Raw genomic sequence first — 16,698 nt, 5'->3', positions numbered from 1 at the left:
GCGGCCGAACCGGTGGAAACGAAGGCGTGACGGGCCGAGAATCGCCCGTCACGGTTCGATCTGGGCGCCGTCAGACGATGGTTTCGCGGGGCGATTTGCGGAACTGTTTTACACGTTGCAGGGTCACTAGATGCGTAATGAGCGAACTGGCGGACGAATACCGCCTCGAGTACTTCGAGGAGGAAGGATTCGAGCGCAAAGAGTGCCCGACGTGTGGCGCTCACTTCTGGACGCGCGATCACGGCAGGGAAACCTGCGGCGAGCCCCCCTGCGAGGAGTACGGCTTCATCGACAACGCCGGTTTCGAGGAGTCGTACAGTCTCGAGGAGATGCGCGAGGCCTTCCTCTCTTTCTTCGAGGCCAACGACCACGAGCGAATCGACCCGTATCCGGTCGCGGCGAACCGCTGGCGTGACGACGTCCTGCTGACTCAGGCGTCGATCTACGACTTCCAGCCGCTGGTGACGAGCGGGCAGACCCCGCCGCCGGCCAACCCGCTGTGTGTCTCACAGCCCTGCATCCGCATGCAGGACATCGACAACGTCGGCAAGACGGGCCGGCACACGATGGCCTTCGAGATGATGGCCCATCACGCGTTCAACACGCGCGAGGACGTCCCGGAGGACGAGTACGCCTACCACGGCGAGGTGTACTGGAAAGATCGAACCGTCGAACTCTGCGACAGCTTCTTCGACTCGCTGGGCGTCGATCTCGAGGAGGTCATCTATATCGAGGACCCGTGGGTCGGCGGCGGAAACGCCGGCCCCGCGATCGAGGTCATCTACCGCGGCGTCGAACTCGCCACGCTAGTCTTCATGTCCATGGAGCAAGACCCCGACGGCGAGTACGAGATGAAAGACGGGAACCGCTACAGCCCGATGGACACCTACATCGTCGACACCGGATACGGGCTCGAGCGGTGGACCTGGGTCTCGCAGGGAACGCCGACCGTCTACGAGGCGGTCTATCCCGACATGATCGCCTTCCTGAAGGACAATGCGGGGATCGAGCACACGGCCGAGCAGGAGGATCTCATTCACCGGGCCGCCAAACTCGCGGGCCACATGGATATCGACGAGGCCGAGGACATGGAGACCGCCCGCGGCGAGATCGCCGCCGAACTCGACGTCGACGCCGACGATCTCGAGGCCCTGATGGAGCCGCTCGAGGACATCTACGCGATCGCAGACCACTGTCGGACGCTCGCGTACATGCTCGGCGACGGAATCGTTCCCTCGAACGTCGGGACGGGCTATCTCGCGCGAATGGTCCTCCGACGCACCAAGCGCCTCTGTGACACCGCCGGCGTCGACGCGCCCCTCGACGAACTGGTCGACATGCAAGCCGAGCGCCTCGAGTACCAGAACCGCGACACGATCCGCGACATCGTCCGCACCGAGGTCGAAAAGTACCGCGAGACGCTCGAGCGCGGGGGTCGTCGAGTCGAAAGCCTGGCCGAAGAGTACGCGACGAAAGGCGAGCCGATTCCCACCGACGAGCTGATCGAACTCTACGACTCTCACGGGATCCAGCCGGACATGGTCGCCGAAATCGCCGAGGAGACGGGTGCGTCCGTCGACGTCCCGGACGACTTCTACAGCCTCGTCGCGAAGCGCCACGACACGCCCGAGGCCGTCGCCGAAACCGACGAGGGCGAACGCGATCGCTTCGAGGACCTCCCGGAGACGGAGAAACTCTACTACGACGACCAGGAGCGAACCCAGTTCGAGGCGGTCGTCCTCGACGTCTTCGAGCGTGAGGACGGCTACGACGTCGTCCTCGATCAGACGATGTTCTACCCCGAAGGCGGCGGCCAACCCTCGGATACGGGGACGCTCTCGACGGACGACACGTCCGTCGAGATCGAAGACGTTCAGATCGTCGACGGCGTCATCCTTCATCGGACCGACGAGGACCCGGGGAAGGGCGAACTGGTCAACGGGCAGATCGACGGCGAACGCCGCCGGCAGCTCATGCGCCATCACACGGCGACCCACATCGTCATCCACTCGGCCCGACAGGTGCTCGGCGACCACATCCGACAGGCCGGCGCCCAGAAGGGCGTCGAGAGTTCCCGGATCGATCTCCGCCACTACGATCGGATCTCACGCGAGGAGGTCAAAGCCATCGAGAACCGCGCGAACGAGATCGTCATGAACAACACCGCGGTCAGCCAGGAGTGGCCCGATCGACACGACGCGGAGGCCGAACACGGCTTCGATCTCTACCAGGGCGGTATCCCGCCGGGCGAGCAGATCCGCCTCATTCACGTCGAAGCGGACGTCCAGGCCTGCGGCGGCACCCACGTCGCCCGGACCGGCGACATCGGCGCGATCAAAGTGCTCACCACCGAGCGCGTCCAGGACGGCGTCGAACGCATCACGTTCGCCGCGGGAGCGGCCGCCCTCGAGGCCACCCAGCGCACGGAAGACGCCCTCTACGAGGCCGCCGAGATCCTCGACGTGTCGCCCGACGCGGTTCCCGAGACCGCCGATCGGTTCTTCGAGGAGTGGAAAGGTCGCGGCAAGCAGATCGAAGACCTGAAAGAACAACTCGCCGAGGCTCGCGCCGGAGGCGGTGGCGGCGGCGAGGAAGTCGAGGTCGGCGACACGACCGCCGTCGTCGATCGGATCGACGCCGACATGGACGAACTGCGAGCGACCGCCAACGCCCTCGTCGAGGAGGATCGGATCGCCGTGCTCGGCAGCGGCGCGAACGGCGCGCAGTTCGTCGTGGCCGTCCCGGACGACGTGGGCGTCAACGCCGGCGAGGTCGTCGGCGAACTCGCCGGCCGCGTCGGCGGCGGCGGTGGCGGTCCGCCGGACTTCGCACAGGGCGGCGGCCCCAACGTCGACGACCTGGACGACGCGCTCGAGGACGCTCCCGACGTTCTCCGCCAGATTCTGAACGCCTGAATCGGTCGACTCCTCGAAACGGCCCCCGCGGGCGGTTCCGGGCTCGAGTCGAAATCCACCCCTTCTTTCGGTCTCCGTCCCGAGGGTACGCCCATGCCGACCGCATCGAACGAGGGCGTCTCGCTGTATTACGACCGCGACGGCAAGGGTGACCCCGTCGTCTTCGTTTCCGAAGCGGGTCTCGGCGGCTGGCTCTGGGGCTGGCAACACGCCGCCCTCGCCGGTCCCTACGAGGTCGTCGTCTGGGATCTCCGCGGGACGGGCCGCTCGGACGCCCCCGACGGGCCCTACACCCTCGAGACGCTCGTCGCCGACCTCGAGGCGGTGCTGTCCGACTGCGGGATCCGAAACGGTCACCTCGTGGGATGCGGACTCGGCGGTGCGATCGCGCTGTCTGCGGCACGGTCGTCGAATCGCGTCGAGACGCTCACGCTCTTCGGAACCGCCCCGCGGGGAGACGCGCTGGCGCTCGAGGCCCTGTTCGCCTCGCCGGACGACCGGCGGGCGCTCCGGGAGTCGCTCGAGGCGGGACTCTCGGCCGCGTTCCTCGAGTCACAGCCGGACGTCCGGGACGGCATCGTCGACTGGCGGGCCGACGGTGACGCCGATCGAGCGGGGTGGCAGGCCCAGGTCGCTGCGCTCGACGGATTCGACGCGACCGACTGGCTGGTCGAGGTGACCCAGCCGACGCGGGTGATCCACGGCGGCGCGGACGAACTGGTCTCTCCGGCGGACGGCCGGGACCTCGCGCGACGGCTGCCCCGCGGGACGTTCTGGGAACTCGAGGGGGCGGGTCACCTCTGTTTCGTCGAACGCTCGCGAACGGTCAACGATCGGTTGCGCGGGTTTCTCGAGGACGGGACGAACGAGTCGACGTGATCGACGTCCATCGATCGACCCCCGTCTACTACGTACTCGAGCGGTGGAGTCTCTCCCGTGACCCTCTCGCTTGCGCGGCGGGCAGCGCACTTCCCGGATCGGACCGCGGTCATCGACATCTCCGAGGAGCGGCGGGATGCCCCCGCGGGGACGATCGACGAGGACCGGGTCTCCTACGGCGAACTGTCGGCGCTCGCGGCGAGGACGGCCACGTCTCTCTCGGCGCGTGGAATCGGACCCGGCGATACGGTCTGTCTCGTCACGCGCAACCGAGTCGTCTCGCTCGCCCTCTTTTTCGCGTGTCGGCGCCTGGGTGCGACGTTCGCGCCCATCTCTCATCTGCTGACGCCCGCCTCGGTCGAGCGGCCGTTCGACGCCCTGGTGCCCGACCTGGTCGTCGCCGAACCCGCCCAGCGTGATCTGGTGCGGTCGATCCCATACGATCGGATCGTGACGCTCGAGAAACTGGCCGAGACCGTCGGCGATCCCCGCGATCCGGACGACGACTCGCCGAAGCCGGACCCGGTGCTGGCGCTGCACGGCGAATCGGGTCGTCCGGTCGTCGGCTTTTCCGATGGCGCCGTCGAGCGGAACTGTCTCACGGCCGTCGTCGCGTGGGGACTCGCCGCGAACGACGTCGTCCCGCTTCCGACCCCGCTCGCGGCTGCAGACGGCCTCGTTCGGGTGGCGCTGTCGGTGCTCTACGTCGGCGCCACGCTCGTGATCGATCGCGCGTTCGACCCCGCGGATGCCGTGACAGCGACGGCCGCCGAAAGCGCGACGTTTCTGGCGGGGCGCGAGCAGGCGATCCGGGCGATCGCGGCCGAATCGGGATTCGAGGCGGCCGCCGACTCCCTCGAGCGCGTCGTCTGCGAGGGACCGGTCGCCACTGACGTGGCCGGTGCCTATCGAGACCGCGGCGTGGAATTCGCACGGGCGTACGGCCGCCTCGAGTGTCCGACCGCCCTGAGCCAGGGGTTCGTCGCGGATCGATCCGAGTCGGCGGCCGACGGGTCCGGTGTCGGTCGCCCGGTCCCTGATTGTCGAGTCCGACTGGTCGATAGCGACGGAACCGTTCTCTCCGGCGCGGCGACCGGTCGCCTCCAGCTTTCGGGACCGATGGTCGCCGACGGCTACTTCCCCAGCTCCGGTCCGCTCGAGGAACGGGACGAATCCGACGAATCTGGACGTGGCGGTGCCGATCGGCCCGCTGATATCGGACGGTTCACCGACGGCTGGTTCGACACCGGCGAACGATTCCATCGGGACGAAAACGGCACCTATCACCCGCAGTGACGGACGATCTGCCAGTGTGTTCGAGGGGGACAGTCGACTCGTCGGCGGCTGTCACGGCGCCGCCATCGCGAACGGGCGGAAGGCCTATTTCTTTCGAGGCGTCATTAGCGAGTAATGAGTCAGCTTCGGATCGTCGTCCTGAACGCAGCGTATCGGGACGAGAATACGACGCGGAATTTTCGGCGCGAACTCGACGCGTCACTGGCGGAATTCGACGTCACGGACGGGGCCGTACCGGACGGCTTCGACTACGACGGGGCCGTGATCACCGGCTCTCGAGCGTCGGTGTACTGGGAGGAAGACTGGATGCGGCCGCTCGCGGAGTGGGTCGACGACGCGATCGATCGCGGGATGCCGTTTCTGGGCGTTTGCTGGGGCCACCAGCTCCTGGCCGACGTCCTCGGCGGCGCCGTCACGGATATGGGGGTCTACGAGGTCGGGTACAGCGAGGTCGAACATACCGGCGAATCACGGCTGTTCGACGGCATCGACGAAACGTTCACCGTCTTCACCAGCCACACCGACGAAGTGTCCGAACTCCCGCCGGGGAGCACCTCCCTCGCCGAAAACGACTACTCGAACCACGGTTTCCGCAAGGAACGGGTCTTCGGGGTCCAGTTCCACCCGGAGTACGACATCACGACCGCACGCGGCCTCGTCAATCGGAAGGACCTCTCCGACGAGCGCCGCGAGACGCTCCTCGACGACATAACGGAGGCGAACTACCGGCGGGCGTGCGAGGCGAAACTCGTGTTCGATAACTTCCTCGAGTTCGTCCGCGAGGTAACTGCGACCGACGCCGCACCCGACGAACCGCCACGTGAAGCGTCGCCGCGAGTCGGTCGAACCGACTGAGTGACGCCCAGGATCGCCGGTCGCGACCGAGGCTATCCGAACCGTCGGAACCCGTGCCGTCACCGCTTTTGTATCGGAATTTGGCCAACAAAAGTTTTACAATCGAAGCGCCCTTATACCGACTATGATTACATCGGTAAAAATAGATAGCCGGACGAAGGGGCGCCTGCAGGACTTACAGACGGAAATCGAGTCCGAGACCGGTCACGTCGTAACCGAACAGGAACTGCTCGAGCGACTGGTCGATACTGTCTACGAGTCTCGATCCGAATTCATCGATTCGCTCTGCGACGAGTGGGACGGACTCGCTGACGAGGACATCGATGGGTTGCTTTCCGAATCGGCAGCGACCGGCGACCGCATCGACGAGGACGACATCGACGACATTATCTATCGTAGCGAAGGCGAGTAACGATCGACACGCAGACGATGCCGCGTCTTGCGAGAACGCGGTAGTTTCCGGTCGATAGCCCCCGGTCGACGAGTGCGGGCTGGAACCGCTTCGGGGCGTGCCCTCGAGACGTTCGATCCGTTCCGTCTGGAGAAAATCGACTGACAAAACAGCGGCTCCCGGATCGAACCGGGTGCGCCGTCAGTCGGCCGCGACCTGGACCTTCGCTTCGTCTTCCTTCCCGATCGCTTCCACGATGAGTTCGGCGACGTCGACGATCTCGATTTCGTCCTCGTAGCCGCCGGTCTTGCGGCCGTCCTCGTACATCGTCATACACATCGGACAGGCGACGACGAACTTCTCGACCCCGCTGCCGGCGTCCGTGTCCTCGAGCGCCTCTCGAATCCGTTCTTCGCTGGGTTTGGGTTCCTCTTCGAAGTCCATCCACAGGCCGCCACCGCCGCCGCCACAGCAGAAGGAGTTGCTGCGGTTGCGGGGCATCTCGTCGAGCGTGCAGCCAGTGGCTTCGATGAGTTCGCGCGGCGCCTCGTACTCGTCGTTGTATCGGCCGAGGTGACACGGATCGTGGTAGGTGACCGTGTAGTCGAGTTCGGTGCCCGACAGTTCGAGTTTACCGTCGGTGACGAGTTCCTCCACCGCCTGGGTCCAGTGGAGGACGTCGACGTCGCCGTCTGCGTTCCACTGCTCCTCGTACTCGAAGGGCATCATCGGGTCGTCGGCGAACTCCTCGAAGTCGACCTCCGGATACTCGTTCTTGAACGTGTTGTACGAGTGGGGGTCGGTACAGACGATTTTGTCGAACTCGCAGTCCTCCCAGGTTTCGACGTGGTGGCCGGCGAGTTCGATGTAGAGGAACTCCTCGCCGACGCGGCGGATGTCGTTGCCGTCGAATTTCTCGTCGTCGAAGAGGATGCCGAAGCTGACGTCGGCCTCCTTCAGGATGGTCGCCAGCGAGCGGGCGACCTGCTTGTTGCGCTCGTCGTAGCTCGGGAAGTCCCCGACGTACCAGAGGTAGTCGACTTCCTCCTCGCGAGCGTCGGCGACGTCGAAATCCAGCTCCTCCGTCCAGTCGCCCCGGTTTCGGGGCGAATCGCCGAAGGTGTTGCCGTTTTGCATGACGTTCTGGAAGACGTCCTGCATGCTCGAGTTGATGTCCCCCTGGTCGGTCATCTGGCGGTTGAGCCGGGTGAAGCTCTTCAGGTGCTCGATCTCGACGGGACAGGCGTCCATGCAGGCCATGCAGGCCATACACGATTCCATCGTCTCCGTGTCGATGACGCTCGTGCCGCCGTCGGCGATGATCGGCTGTTCGTCCCCGCCGGCCTCGAGGTCCTCGCGGTAGGATTTCAGGTCGAGGATGACGTTACGCGGGTCGAGCGGGCGGTCGGAGGCCTTGGCGGGACAGACCGAGGAACAGCGACCGCACTTGGTACAGGCGTCCTGGTCGAGCATCTCCTTCCAGGTGAAGTCGTCGATAGATTCCGCGTTGGTCGCGTCGAGGTCCGAGGGGACGTTGGGCAGGCGCTGGCCCGCTTTCTCGTCTCGGGTGACGACGTTCGCGAAGGAGGAGATCATGTGGAACGGCTTGGCGTACGGGATCCACGCGATGAAGAAGAACGCGATCAGGGAGTGGGTCCACCACGCGAGCCAGTGCAGGTTCTCGACGTTGAACCCGGCGCCGTTGAGCCCGGCCTGTTCGGGCCCGAGCGTCGGCAGTCCGATCGCCTCGAAGCCGAGTGCCATCCCGTAGGCGACGAAGCTGACGACCTCGTGGTCCGGGATGCCGGCGCTGTAAACGCGCAACCCCTCGAGCAGGAAGCCGCCGGCCCCGAGCGCGAACAGCGTCCAGATGAAGAGGTCGTCCTCGACGGAGGTGTGGCGGTCCCAGAGGCGGTGGTTCCGAACCCAGTAGCGTCGGTACATCGCCATTCCGATGCCGACGACGAACAGCAGGCCCATCGCGTCGACCATGAACTGGTAGGCGAGATAGAAGTCGCCGTCCCAGAACGACACGTTCAGGATCTTTTTGGCGCCGTACTCTTCGGCCATCAGGATGGACGTGGCAATAAACAGAGACAGGAATCCCCAGAGAATAAAGGAGTGCATCAGACCGCCGTAGAGGTCCCTGTTGAATTGTTTCTCGTTCGAGAGCACGATCTTGGACGCGCTCACGATGCGATTCTGCAGATCGTCGAGCCGATCGAACGAATCGTCGTCGCCGTCCGAATAGCGGGCGAACCGCCGATAGACGCCGTACAGGAAGACGGCAACGGTGGTAAAGGCGAGGAGGTAAAACACCGCGTACTCGACGCTGGTGATTCCCCAGTACGTCTCCCTCGCCACGTTCGACTGTGCTACGGTGTGCATATCCAATGAGGGGCAGGGCTGGAACTTAATTCTTGCCACACCGTCCGTTGGGCTTTCCCGCCGCCGTCCTGCGTAAATTTCCAACTTATTTCGAGTTTATAATAGTTGACCATGTTTGATTACTGTCCTCAGTCTGAGCGGAATTATCCGGACCTGTGTTTGCCGAAGCGAGGGGGCGTCCTCGAAGTGAATATACACGAATTGGATCGCCTCGACGGGGCGAGGATCGAGCGTTCGGTAGCCGGTACTGCGCGCGAGCAGCCGCCGTGGGCGCTGGATGCGAAAACTGCATCCAACGCGCCGATCGACGCGACCGGCTGTCCGCTACCGTCGATCCCTGTTCCGAACGCGTTCCGCCACGGCTCTTTCGACGCGCCACGTCGACGGCGAGCGTTTTCTCCGACCGTCTCGAGCGATACGTCGTCGGGACGCCGCGTTTCTCGTCGATTCCGTCTCCCGTCTGAAGACAGAATCGGGCGTCTCCCCCTCCGATTTGGGCACGTAGCAGAGGAAAGTGGAACGCCCTCCAGTCACCGCTTCGAGAAATAAATCGGTTCGTTGGCCGGCTGAGAAATTGTTTCGAGACCACAAATAGAAGCCCGTCCGAATGTTCGAGCGGGACGCACAGCATTCGAACCGACGTCGCCGAACGATGCCGATCTAAGCTGGCAACAGGCTTAAATAGCCACCCCTCGGGAGTGTCCACTCATGAACGAGAAAACCGAGGAACTCCGGGATATCTTCACGTCCGTCACCGATGGCGAGGAAACGATCACCGAATCGCAGGAGGACACCCGCGGCTCCCTCGAGCGCGACGAGCGAACCGACGAGGAGCGCCTCGAGAGCGTCGTCCAGCAGATGCGCGAGCGCTACGCGTTCGACACGGAACTGACCGACGACGAATTGATCACGGTCGCCAGGGAATTCTACGACGGCCGGTCCGACGATGCGATCGCAGGGGGGATCGGGGTCGACGCGGAGGACGTCTTCGAGGCGCGAATGTCGTTGCACCTCGTGGGCGAGACCGATGCGGACGAAGTGGACCTCGCGGCCATCCGCGACCGCGAGGAGGGCGACGAGACGCTGGCGGACGAATACGACGTCAGCGAGGCGAAGATTCGCCGCTACCGCCGCGTCGCCCGAGCGGAAGACGAGTCTCGGTCGGCGAACGACCGGTACCGCGACGAGTTCGACAGTATCCTCGCGGACGCGGAACTCTCGGAGCGGATGGCGTCCGACCTCCGCGAGGACGGACTCGAGGACGCGACCGAGGGGATGGAAACGGACGTGGACTTTTGAGGATTTTCTCGGTCGACGAACCGACTTTGTAGTCGATCCAGGTACGACCTGGGCTTTTGAATCACGTGAAGTCGGCTCCGAAGATGAGGGTCTGATGCTACCTCAACAGTAGTGAATTCCGTCGTCGTCATCCGAACGCTCCTCGAGATGAGAGTCGACGGCTTTCACGACGTCACCAATGTCGCGCCCCCCTTGCTGGATGGAGATTATGCCGGCGTCTCGAGATCGGCTCGCTCGACAAGCGAGAGAAAATTGTCGTCGAACGTCACCAGAACCCAGTCGTTCTCGACGGCATACGAGAGGTGTTCGCGGTCGGGAGCGCCCAGTTTCCCCTCGTCACGAACCGTATGAACGGTCCATCCTCGGCGACGTAATCCGTCGGCAACCGGGATCCAGATGCCCTCGCCGCAGTAAATCGGCCTCATGCCGGTGCCGATTCGGTTGGCCTGAAATCATCAATGTGATCGTAGTAGTATGCGAGTGCACGGTGGACGTCTCCGAGAGAGAGAGATCTGGATACAGTTGGGTGATTTCATCCGGCTCGTAGCCGCTGTGCTCGTAGGCTATTGCGATGTCTTTTACGCGAATGCCCGTTCCTTCTATCGTCGGTGCTCCGTCGCTGTGATCTGGGTCCCGGACGATGGTCATGAGAACCGTTTCGGCCGCTATCATATTTAAATACGCGGTCGGGTACGGTTTGCCTACGTAACATTCCCGTTCACCGTGATATCCCGCGGGTCGTCTCTTACGGTCCGTGTCGGATTTGAACCACCGACCATCCGATTTCTGGCGTCCGCTCTCCGTTCGTGCGTGGCTTTTTATACGAAGCCGCGGCCAGACGGCCCGTGACCCGCGCGCACGTCTCGTTCAGCGATCTTCGGACCGCCGCCTACTGTCCGCGGAAGTGCTACTATCAGCGGACGCTGCCCGAAGAGGATCGCGAGCCGCCGCCCGAAGTCGAAGCGATTCGGGCACTGGCGACCCGGTACACCGAGTTGCTCGAGGCCCCGGCGGACGACTTCGACTGTGAGCCGATCGCCGTCTCCGCGATCCGGTACCGCGACCGGCTGGCCGCTACCCGCCGACGACTCGAGGCCGCGGGGCACTGGGAACGGCTGTGCGACCCCGACGACCGGGCTGTGTTCGCAATCGGCCGCCACTGCCGGGGGATCGTCCACAAGGTCCTCGGGGACCCGCTCGAGCCGGTCCTGATTTCGTCCGGCGAACCGCCCGATACCGGGGTCTGGGAGCCCCAGTCGGTTCACGCGGTCGCGGCCGCGAAGGCGCTTTCCTGGCAACACGGCGTGCGAGTCGAACGGGCCTGGCTCGAGTATCCGGCCTACGGCGTGATTCGGTCGCTCGAACTGACGACTCGGCGGACGGCACAGTATCGACGCGCCCTCCGTACCGTCCGAGAACTGGACGGGCCGCCGGCCAGAACGACCAATCGTTCGAAGTGCGAGCCCTGCGAGTTCGCGGCCGAATGTGGCGTGAAAACGAGAACGCTGCGATCGCTCCTGGGTATCTAGTGGCGTCTACGGCTCGGGACGTTGATTCCGTCCACGCTCCAGAGCGCTAGTGGCGCTCGAGCCAGCCCTCGATCTCGTCGGCCAGCGCGCCGCGTCTGTGGATCGTCTCCGTCGAGACGTCGACGACGGTGCTTTCGCTGCCGTGGGTTTCGCCACCGTCTATGACGACCGCGGCCGCCTCACGAATCTCGGGGTCGAGATCGGCGAGTTTCCGGGCGCTCTCGCGACCGCTGACGTTCGCGCTCGTCGCGGTGACCGGCGTTCCGGCGCGCTCACACAGCGCGAGCGCGAGGTCGTGATCCGGCACGCGGACGCCGACGTGGTCGCGGCCCGCGGTGAGTTCGTCCGGGACGGCGTCACGTCGACGACAGAGGACCGTCACGGGCCCCGGAAGAAACGTCGCCATGAACCGTCGTTCGCGATCCGTCGTTCGGACGTACGGAAGCGCCGACGGGACTGACGGCACCGCGAACGAGATCGGTTTCGATCGGTCACGCCCTTTCACCTCGAAGACGCGATCGACGGCGTCGGGATCGAGCGCCGCCGCTCCGAGCCCGTAGACCGTCTCGGTCGGGTAGACGACGAGAGACCCGGATTCGATCGCGTCCGCCGCGCGGTCGAGTTCGCTCATTCGGTTCGAACTCGGCGGATCTCGCGCAAAAAGCTGTCGGGTGCGCACCTCGAGACGCCCCTCACGCGAGTCCGAGGTCCGACTCGAGGTCGTCGTAGTCGGGAAATTCGGGCCAGTCGGTGGCGACCCACGCGCTCTGGACCGTGCGATCGCTGTCGAGTGCGAAGAACGCGATGCGGGGTTCGCTGATCCCGGTCATCCCGTCCAAGTCGTGTGCGACGTCGTACGCCGCCGCGACCCCGTTGCCCGGATCGCTGACGAACTGGAAGGGATAGTCGTTGTCGGCGAGGAATCGTTTGATGCCGTAGGGGGTCGACGCCGTGACGCCGACGATCCGGGCCGAGCGCTCGTCCCAGTTTCGATCCGCGAGTTCGTCCCAGACGTATTTCGCGAGAAACGACCCCGTCATTGGGGTGAAGACGAGAATCGTCCGCCCGTCGGTGTCGCGGACGAGGTCCGAGAGGGTTCGGTCCTCCCAGAATTCGGCGGTGACGAGCGGCCGGGTGAATTCCGGCGCCTCGTCGCCGGGCTCGGGGTGATCCGTCGGGCCGAGTTCGACGACCTCGAAGTCGAGCATCAGTCGTCACCTCCCGCGTCCGCCGCGGCTCGGTCGGGGCGCGCTCCCTCACCGTAGGTCGACTCGAGATAGCCGACGATGTTTGCGCTTTCGGCCATCGTGACACCGGTATTCTCGTCGACGATGACGGGAACGGTCCGGACCCCGGCGATCCGTTTGACGACGTCCCGTTCGGAGTGCATGGGTTCGACGAACCGCGATCGGTAGTCGAGATCGTACGCTGACAGCAACCGGGCGACCCGCTCGCAGAACGGACAGCCCTGCAGCCGGTAGAACGTGATCGGTGACTCTGCGGTCGCGCTCATACTCGACCGTTGGGGAAACGAGCGGAAAACCGTGTCGTCGGCGGCGACGATGGCCGTGACCGGTCGGACCCAACGCCGAGTCCTCGAGCGCCCGCGTTCGGAACCGATTGCCGTCATCGATCGGACCCGGTGATAACTGTCACTGATCCTCAAATGGGAAACTGTTAACCGATCCAGCTATAACGAAGTATATCAATGGCGTTGCCTCCACCCATCGAGATTATGTTGGCCCTGTACGAGATCCCGGTGGTGGGACTCGAGATCGATCAGTCGGTGGTGACGATCCTCGGTGTGCTCGCCCTCGTCGTCCTCGTCGGTCTCTCCGCGTTCTTCTCGTCGTCGGAAATCGCGTTATTTTCCATCCCGAAACACCGCGTCGAGGGGATGGCCGAGGACGGAATTCCGGGCGCGGAGCGCGTGAAGGCGTTGAAGGCGGACCCGCACCGGTTGCTCGTGACGATCCTCGTCGGGAACAACCTCGTCAACATCGCGATGTCGTCGATAGCGACGGCGATCCTCGCGTTCTACTTCGGCAGTCTGGCGTCCGTCGTGATCGCGACGTTCGGCATCGCCGCGATCGTCCTCCTGTTCGGCGAGAGCGCGCCCAAGTCCTACGCCGTCGAAAATACCGAGTCCTGGTCGATCCGCGTCGCGAGACCCTTGAAGATCGCAGAGCGGGTGATGTATCCGCTCGTCGTTCTCTTCGATTACCTCACGCGACAGATCAACCGTCTCACCGGCTCTACGGGTGCGATCGAGACGCCGTACGTCACCAGAGACGAGATCCAGGAGATGATCGAATCCGGCGAGCGCGAGGGCGTCCTGGAGGAAGAAGAACACGAGATGCTCCAGCGGATATTCCGGTTCAACAACACGATCGTCAAGGAGGTCATGACGCCGCGACTGGACATGACGGCGGTCCCGAAAGACGCCGGCATCGACGAAGCCATCGAGACCTGTATTCAGAGCGGCCACGCCCGCGTCCCGGTCTACGAAGGGAGCCTCGACAACGTTCAAGGGGTCGTCCACATCCGCGATCTCGTCCGGGACCTCAACTACGGCGAACCCGGCGGCGACGAACTCGAACTCGGCGATCTCATCCAGCCGACGCTGCACGTTCCCGAGTCGAAGAACGTCGACGAACTCCTCTCCGAAATGCGCGAAAATCGGATGCACATGGCGATCGTCATCGACGAGTTCGGGACCACGGAGGGGCTGGTGACGATGGAGGATATGATCGAGGAGATCGTCGGCGAGATCCTCGAGGGCGGCGAGGAACAGCCGATCGAGGAGATCGACGCGGACACCGTTCTCGTCCGGGGCGAGGTTAACATCGAAGACGTCAACGAGGCCCTCGAGATCGATCTCCCGGAGGGCCAGGAGTTCGAGACCATCGCCGGCTTCATCTTCAACCGCGCGGGACGCCTCGTGGAGGAGGGTGAGGAGATCACCTACGACGGCGTCCGCATCACCGTCGAAACGGTCGAGAATACCCGGATCATGAAAGCCCGCCTCCGAAAGCTCGACCTCGTCGACGAGGAACCCGAACCCGACGAGGAGGGCGGCCCCACGGCCCTCGAAATCGACGAAAACGATACGTGACCGGTCAACCGTTCGCGTCGACGAGGGACGCGACGTCGCGTGCGATTTCGGGCGGAACGACGATTCGACGCGGCCCCTGAACGTACTGCCCGTCGGGTTGTGCGTAACCGAGTTTCACCACGGCGGCGTCGCCGAGACGTCGAACCGAAACGTCGGTAATCACCGTCAGATCGACTCGTTGTTTCGGCTCGTAGAGGTAGATCACCCGTTCCGAACGGTCGAGCGTGCCGACCGACTGGAGGAACGACGCCAGGACGAGCGCGACGAGTGCGAGTGGCAGCAAAAATGCGGCGAACCCGGTGAAGGGGCCCGCACCGACGGCCAGAAGTTCGTTCTGGGAGACGTATCGCCCGACTCCCATCAGTACGCCGATGAAAGCGCCCATCACGACCGTGCCGACCGCGGCATCCATCGCCCGGTCCAGGCGCGTTCCCGTCGGAACGTCGATCGAGAGCGGGTCGGCGAGGCGCTCGAGGTGTCGTTCGGTGTCCGCTGCGACGGCGAGCGCGAGGATCGTCGCTGCGAAGGCCGCGATGAGTGCGAGGACGGCGTTTCGGCCGAGTCCGCCGGCTGCCTCACCGGCCAGCCGGTAGAGCCGCCAGCAGATGACGATCCCGATCGCGGCGAAGAACGTACCGACGCCGAACGTCCACAGGAGTCGAACGGTTCGGGACGTACTCGCGTCCCGTCGCCACTGGATCGACTCGTCCCCACCTCCATCCCTCGGGGAATCGACGGTGTCCTCGTCCATAGACACACTCACAAGCCGTCGTGTAAAGACCGTTCGATATCGGCCGGCTCAGAGCGCGATCGCATCGATGGCAGCGTAGCCGACGTACGCGACGATGATCGAACCGGCCAGCGAGCCGATCCACGCGAGGACGGTGAACCCCATTTTCCGAGCGCTGACGCCGCCGCCGGCGTCGGCCGCAGCGTACCCGCTGCCGATAATTGCGCTGACGATAATCTCGTTGAACGAGACCGGGATACCGTAGAACACCGCGGCCTGTGCGATGATGAACGAGGGAATGAGTGCGGCGATCGACCGACGGGGCCCCAGCGAGGAGTAGTCCTGCGAAATCGCCTTGATCATCCGCGGTGCGCCGGTCCACGATCCGAGCAGGAGACCGAATCCGCCGCCGACGAGCATCGCAAACAACGGCAACTCGAACTCGCTCGAGAGGGGGACCAGCGGACCGATCGCCAGCCCGACCTGACTGCCCCCGGCGGAAAAGGCGACCAGGCCGCCGAGGACGAGCAGGAAATGTCGTTCGCCGCGTTCGAGTCCGTTTCCGAGGTCGAACGCGATCAGGCCCGCCCAGACCGCCGCGATCACCAGCGTCGCGGCGGCGAGGCCGGCGATGTCCGGGCCGGGGAGCCACTCGCCCGAGACCTGGGCGATCGATGCGCCGCCGCCCCCCGGCGGGCCGAGGAGGGCGAATTTGATGTTGGCGACGATTCCGCCGACGAGTCCGGCCAGCAAGACGATGAAATACGTCTCCGAGACCCACGCGGCGCGGAGAAGCCGGGCGACCGCGTAGGCGATTCCCCCGCCGACCAACGGTGTCAACAGCCATAGCGTGGCCATCTCGGTGTACTTCGGCCACGCCGGATCGCCGCCCAGCGCGAGGCCGACGCCGATGACGGCCCCGGTCACGGTAAACGCCGTCGCGATCGGATACCCGGTGAAGATACCGGTGGCCACGAGGGCGGCCGCGATCAGGAGAGCCAGGGTGGCGGCGATCGACGAAAGCATCACTCCGCCGATAAGCTCCGTGCCGACCGCTTCGGAGACGTTCGCCCCCTGGAGCACCGCACCGCCGAAACCGAGCAATCCGACGAGAAATCCGGCTCGCATCACTGAAATTGCGTTCGCACCGACGGCCGGTGCGAACGGCGTGGAACCGCTCGAGCCAGCGCCGATCGCCCAGGCCATAAAGAGGCTCGCGACTGCGGCCACGGCGAAGGTCCCGAGCGTGGCGATGTCGACCATCTACTCGCTCCCTATTTGCCGACCCTACAAGTGTGTGC

Annotated in this window: 16 protein-coding genes; 8 read left to right on the top strand and 8 right to left on the bottom strand. The window is 64.6% G+C overall.

What is annotated here, in order from left to right; all coding sequences use genetic code 11:
• Nucleotides 1-137 precede the first annotated feature (137 nt).
• The 5 genes from alaS (at nucleotide 138) to NJT13_RS11530 (ending at nucleotide 6,357) form a co-directional block, all read left to right on the top strand.
• On the top strand, nucleotides 138-2,915 hold the full coding sequence (gene alaS / locus NJT13_RS11550; protein WP_254521774.1) for an alanine--tRNA ligase: 2,778 nt from the start codon (nucleotides 138-140) through the stop codon (nucleotides 2,913-2,915).
• A 93-nt stretch (nucleotides 2,916-3,008) separates the two neighbouring features.
• Nucleotides 3,009-3,794, top strand: a complete 786-nt coding sequence (locus tag NJT13_RS11545) for an alpha/beta fold hydrolase (protein ID WP_254521767.1) — start codon at nucleotides 3,009-3,011, stop codon at nucleotides 3,792-3,794.
• A gap of 57 nt (nucleotides 3,795-3,851) precedes the next feature.
• On the top strand, nucleotides 3,852-5,090 hold the full coding sequence (locus NJT13_RS11540; RefSeq protein ID WP_254521765.1) for a class I adenylate-forming enzyme family protein: 1,239 nt from the start codon (nucleotides 3,852-3,854) through the stop codon (nucleotides 5,088-5,090).
• A 114-nt stretch (nucleotides 5,091-5,204) separates the two neighbouring features.
• Complete coding sequence (locus NJT13_RS11535; RefSeq protein ID WP_254521763.1) at nucleotides 5,205-5,945, top strand: type 1 glutamine amidotransferase; 741 nt, start codon at nucleotides 5,205-5,207, stop codon at nucleotides 5,943-5,945.
• Between the two features lie 124 nt (nucleotides 5,946-6,069).
• Nucleotides 6,070-6,357, top strand: a complete 288-nt coding sequence (locus tag NJT13_RS11530) for a hypothetical protein (RefSeq protein ID WP_254521761.1) — start codon at nucleotides 6,070-6,072, stop codon at nucleotides 6,355-6,357.
• A 180-nt stretch (nucleotides 6,358-6,537) separates the two neighbouring features.
• Here the strand turns inward: NJT13_RS11530 and NJT13_RS11525 are convergent, their stop codons facing one another.
• Entirely contained in the window at nucleotides 6,538-8,724 is a 2,187-nt protein-coding gene (locus tag NJT13_RS11525) for a (Fe-S)-binding protein (protein WP_254521759.1), read from the bottom strand.
• A gap of 708 nt (nucleotides 8,725-9,432) precedes the next feature.
• On the opposite strand from NJT13_RS11525, the gene NJT13_RS11520 reads away from it, so the two are divergent.
• The gene (locus tag NJT13_RS11520; RefSeq protein WP_254521751.1) at nucleotides 9,433-10,023 is read left to right on the top strand and encodes a conditioned medium-induced protein 4; all 591 of its coding nucleotides are present in this window, start codon (nucleotides 9,433-9,435) and stop codon (nucleotides 10,021-10,023) included.
• Nucleotides 10,024-10,229: 206 nt separating this feature from the next.
• On the opposite strand, the gene NJT13_RS11515 is transcribed toward NJT13_RS11520, so the two are convergent.
• On the bottom strand, nucleotides 10,230-10,448 hold the full coding sequence (locus tag NJT13_RS11515) for a DUF5615 family PIN-like protein (protein WP_254521749.1): 219 nt from the start codon (nucleotides 10,446-10,448) through the stop codon (nucleotides 10,230-10,232).
• Nucleotides 10,360-10,671, bottom strand: a complete 312-nt coding sequence (locus NJT13_RS23485; RefSeq protein WP_425499749.1) for a DUF433 domain-containing protein — start codon at nucleotides 10,669-10,671, stop codon at nucleotides 10,360-10,362. Before NJT13_RS23485 ends, NJT13_RS11515 begins: the two co-directional genes overlap by 89 nt.
• A 197-nt stretch (nucleotides 10,672-10,868) precedes the next feature.
• Here NJT13_RS23485 and NJT13_RS11510 point away from each other — a divergent pair, with 197 nt between their 5' ends.
• On the top strand, nucleotides 10,869-11,552 hold the full coding sequence (locus tag NJT13_RS11510; RefSeq protein WP_254521747.1) for a CRISPR-associated protein Cas4: 684 nt from the start codon (nucleotides 10,869-10,871) through the stop codon (nucleotides 11,550-11,552).
• A 46-nt stretch (nucleotides 11,553-11,598) separates the two neighbouring features.
• On the opposite strand, the gene NJT13_RS11505 is transcribed toward NJT13_RS11510, so the two are convergent.
• From NJT13_RS11505 to NJT13_RS11495, 3 genes are all read right to left on the bottom strand, one after another.
• Nucleotides 11,599-12,183 (bottom strand): L-threonylcarbamoyladenylate synthase, encoded by a 585-nt coding sequence (locus NJT13_RS11505; RefSeq protein ID WP_254521745.1) that lies wholly within the window; start codon nucleotides 12,181-12,183, stop codon nucleotides 11,599-11,601.
• 61 nt (nucleotides 12,184-12,244) lie between these two features.
• Complete coding sequence (locus NJT13_RS11500; protein ID WP_254521740.1) at nucleotides 12,245-12,760, bottom strand: redoxin domain-containing protein; 516 nt, start codon at nucleotides 12,758-12,760, stop codon at nucleotides 12,245-12,247.
• Nucleotides 12,760-13,065 carry a glutathione S-transferase N-terminal domain-containing protein gene (locus NJT13_RS11495; protein WP_254521738.1) on the bottom strand — a complete coding sequence of 102 codons (306 nt, stop codon included), beginning with the start codon at nucleotides 13,063-13,065 and terminating at the stop codon, nucleotides 12,760-12,762. The genes NJT13_RS11500 and NJT13_RS11495 overlap by 1 nt, the downstream gene beginning before the upstream one ends.
• A gap of 195 nt (nucleotides 13,066-13,260) precedes the next feature.
• Here NJT13_RS11495 and NJT13_RS11490 point away from each other — a divergent pair, with 195 nt between their 5' ends.
• Complete coding sequence (locus NJT13_RS11490; RefSeq protein WP_254521737.1) at nucleotides 13,261-14,667, top strand: hemolysin family protein; 1,407 nt, start codon at nucleotides 13,261-13,263, stop codon at nucleotides 14,665-14,667.
• A gap of 4 nt (nucleotides 14,668-14,671) precedes the next feature.
• Here the strand turns inward: NJT13_RS11490 and NJT13_RS11485 are convergent, their stop codons facing one another.
• Both NJT13_RS11485 and NJT13_RS11480 read right to left on the bottom strand, forming a co-directional pair.
• A complete protein-coding gene (locus tag NJT13_RS11485; RefSeq protein WP_254521735.1) occupies nucleotides 14,672-15,418 on the bottom strand; it encodes a hypothetical protein in 747 nt (248 codons plus the stop codon).
• 48 nt (nucleotides 15,419-15,466) lie between these two features.
• Nucleotides 15,467-16,660 (bottom strand): inorganic phosphate transporter, encoded by a 1,194-nt coding sequence (locus tag NJT13_RS11480; protein WP_254521734.1) that lies wholly within the window; start codon nucleotides 16,658-16,660, stop codon nucleotides 15,467-15,469.
• Nucleotides 16,661-16,698 lie beyond the last annotated feature (38 nt).

The organism is Natrinema caseinilyticum (genome assembly GCF_024227435.1).
GTDB classification, from domain to species: domain Archaea; phylum Halobacteriota; class Halobacteria; order Halobacteriales; family Natrialbaceae; genus Natrinema; species Natrinema caseinilyticum.
The sequence above is the reverse complement of the archived record's forward strand: the minus strand, read 5'-3'. Positions and strand labels throughout refer to the sequence as shown.

What these genes read in the sequence shown, in the direction of transcription:
- alaS (WP_254521774.1), top strand. Translation starts at nt 138, where the DNA reads ATGAGCGAACTGGCGGACGAATACCGCCTCGAGTACTTCGAGGAGGAA.
- NJT13_RS11545 (WP_254521767.1), top strand. Translation starts at nt 3,009, where the DNA reads ATGCCGACCGCATCGAACGAGGGCGTCTCGCTGTATTACGACCGCGAC.
- NJT13_RS11535 (WP_254521763.1), top strand. Translation starts at nt 5,205, where the DNA reads ATGAGTCAGCTTCGGATCGTCGTCCTGAACGCAGCGTATCGGGACGAG.
- NJT13_RS11530 (WP_254521761.1), top strand. Translation starts at nt 6,070, where the DNA reads ATGATTACATCGGTAAAAATAGATAGCCGGACGAAGGGGCGCCTGCAG.
- NJT13_RS11525 (WP_254521759.1), bottom strand. Translation starts at nt 8,724, where the DNA reads ATGCACACCGTAGCACAGTCGAACGTGGCGAGGGAGACGTACTGGGGA.
- NJT13_RS11520 (WP_254521751.1), top strand. Translation starts at nt 9,433, where the DNA reads ATGAACGAGAAAACCGAGGAACTCCGGGATATCTTCACGTCCGTCACC.
- NJT13_RS11515 (WP_254521749.1), bottom strand. Translation starts at nt 10,448, where the DNA reads ATGAGGCCGATTTACTGCGGCGAGGGCATCTGGATCCCGGTTGCCGAC.
- NJT13_RS23485 (WP_425499749.1), bottom strand. Translation starts at nt 10,671, where the DNA reads ATGACCATCGTCCGGGACCCAGATCACAGCGACGGAGCACCGACGATA.
- NJT13_RS11505 (WP_254521745.1), bottom strand. Translation starts at nt 12,183, where the DNA reads ATGAGCGAACTCGACCGCGCGGCGGACGCGATCGAATCCGGGTCTCTC.
- NJT13_RS11500 (WP_254521740.1), bottom strand. Translation starts at nt 12,760, where the DNA reads ATGCTCGACTTCGAGGTCGTCGAACTCGGCCCGACGGATCACCCCGAG.
- NJT13_RS11495 (WP_254521738.1), bottom strand. Translation starts at nt 13,065, where the DNA reads ATGAGCGCGACCGCAGAGTCACCGATCACGTTCTACCGGCTGCAGGGC.
- NJT13_RS11490 (WP_254521737.1), top strand. Translation starts at nt 13,261, where the DNA reads ATGGCGTTGCCTCCACCCATCGAGATTATGTTGGCCCTGTACGAGATC.
- NJT13_RS11485 (WP_254521735.1), bottom strand. Translation starts at nt 15,418, where the DNA reads ATGGACGAGGACACCGTCGATTCCCCGAGGGATGGAGGTGGGGACGAG.
- NJT13_RS11480 (WP_254521734.1), bottom strand. Translation starts at nt 16,660, where the DNA reads ATGGTCGACATCGCCACGCTCGGGACCTTCGCCGTGGCCGCAGTCGCG.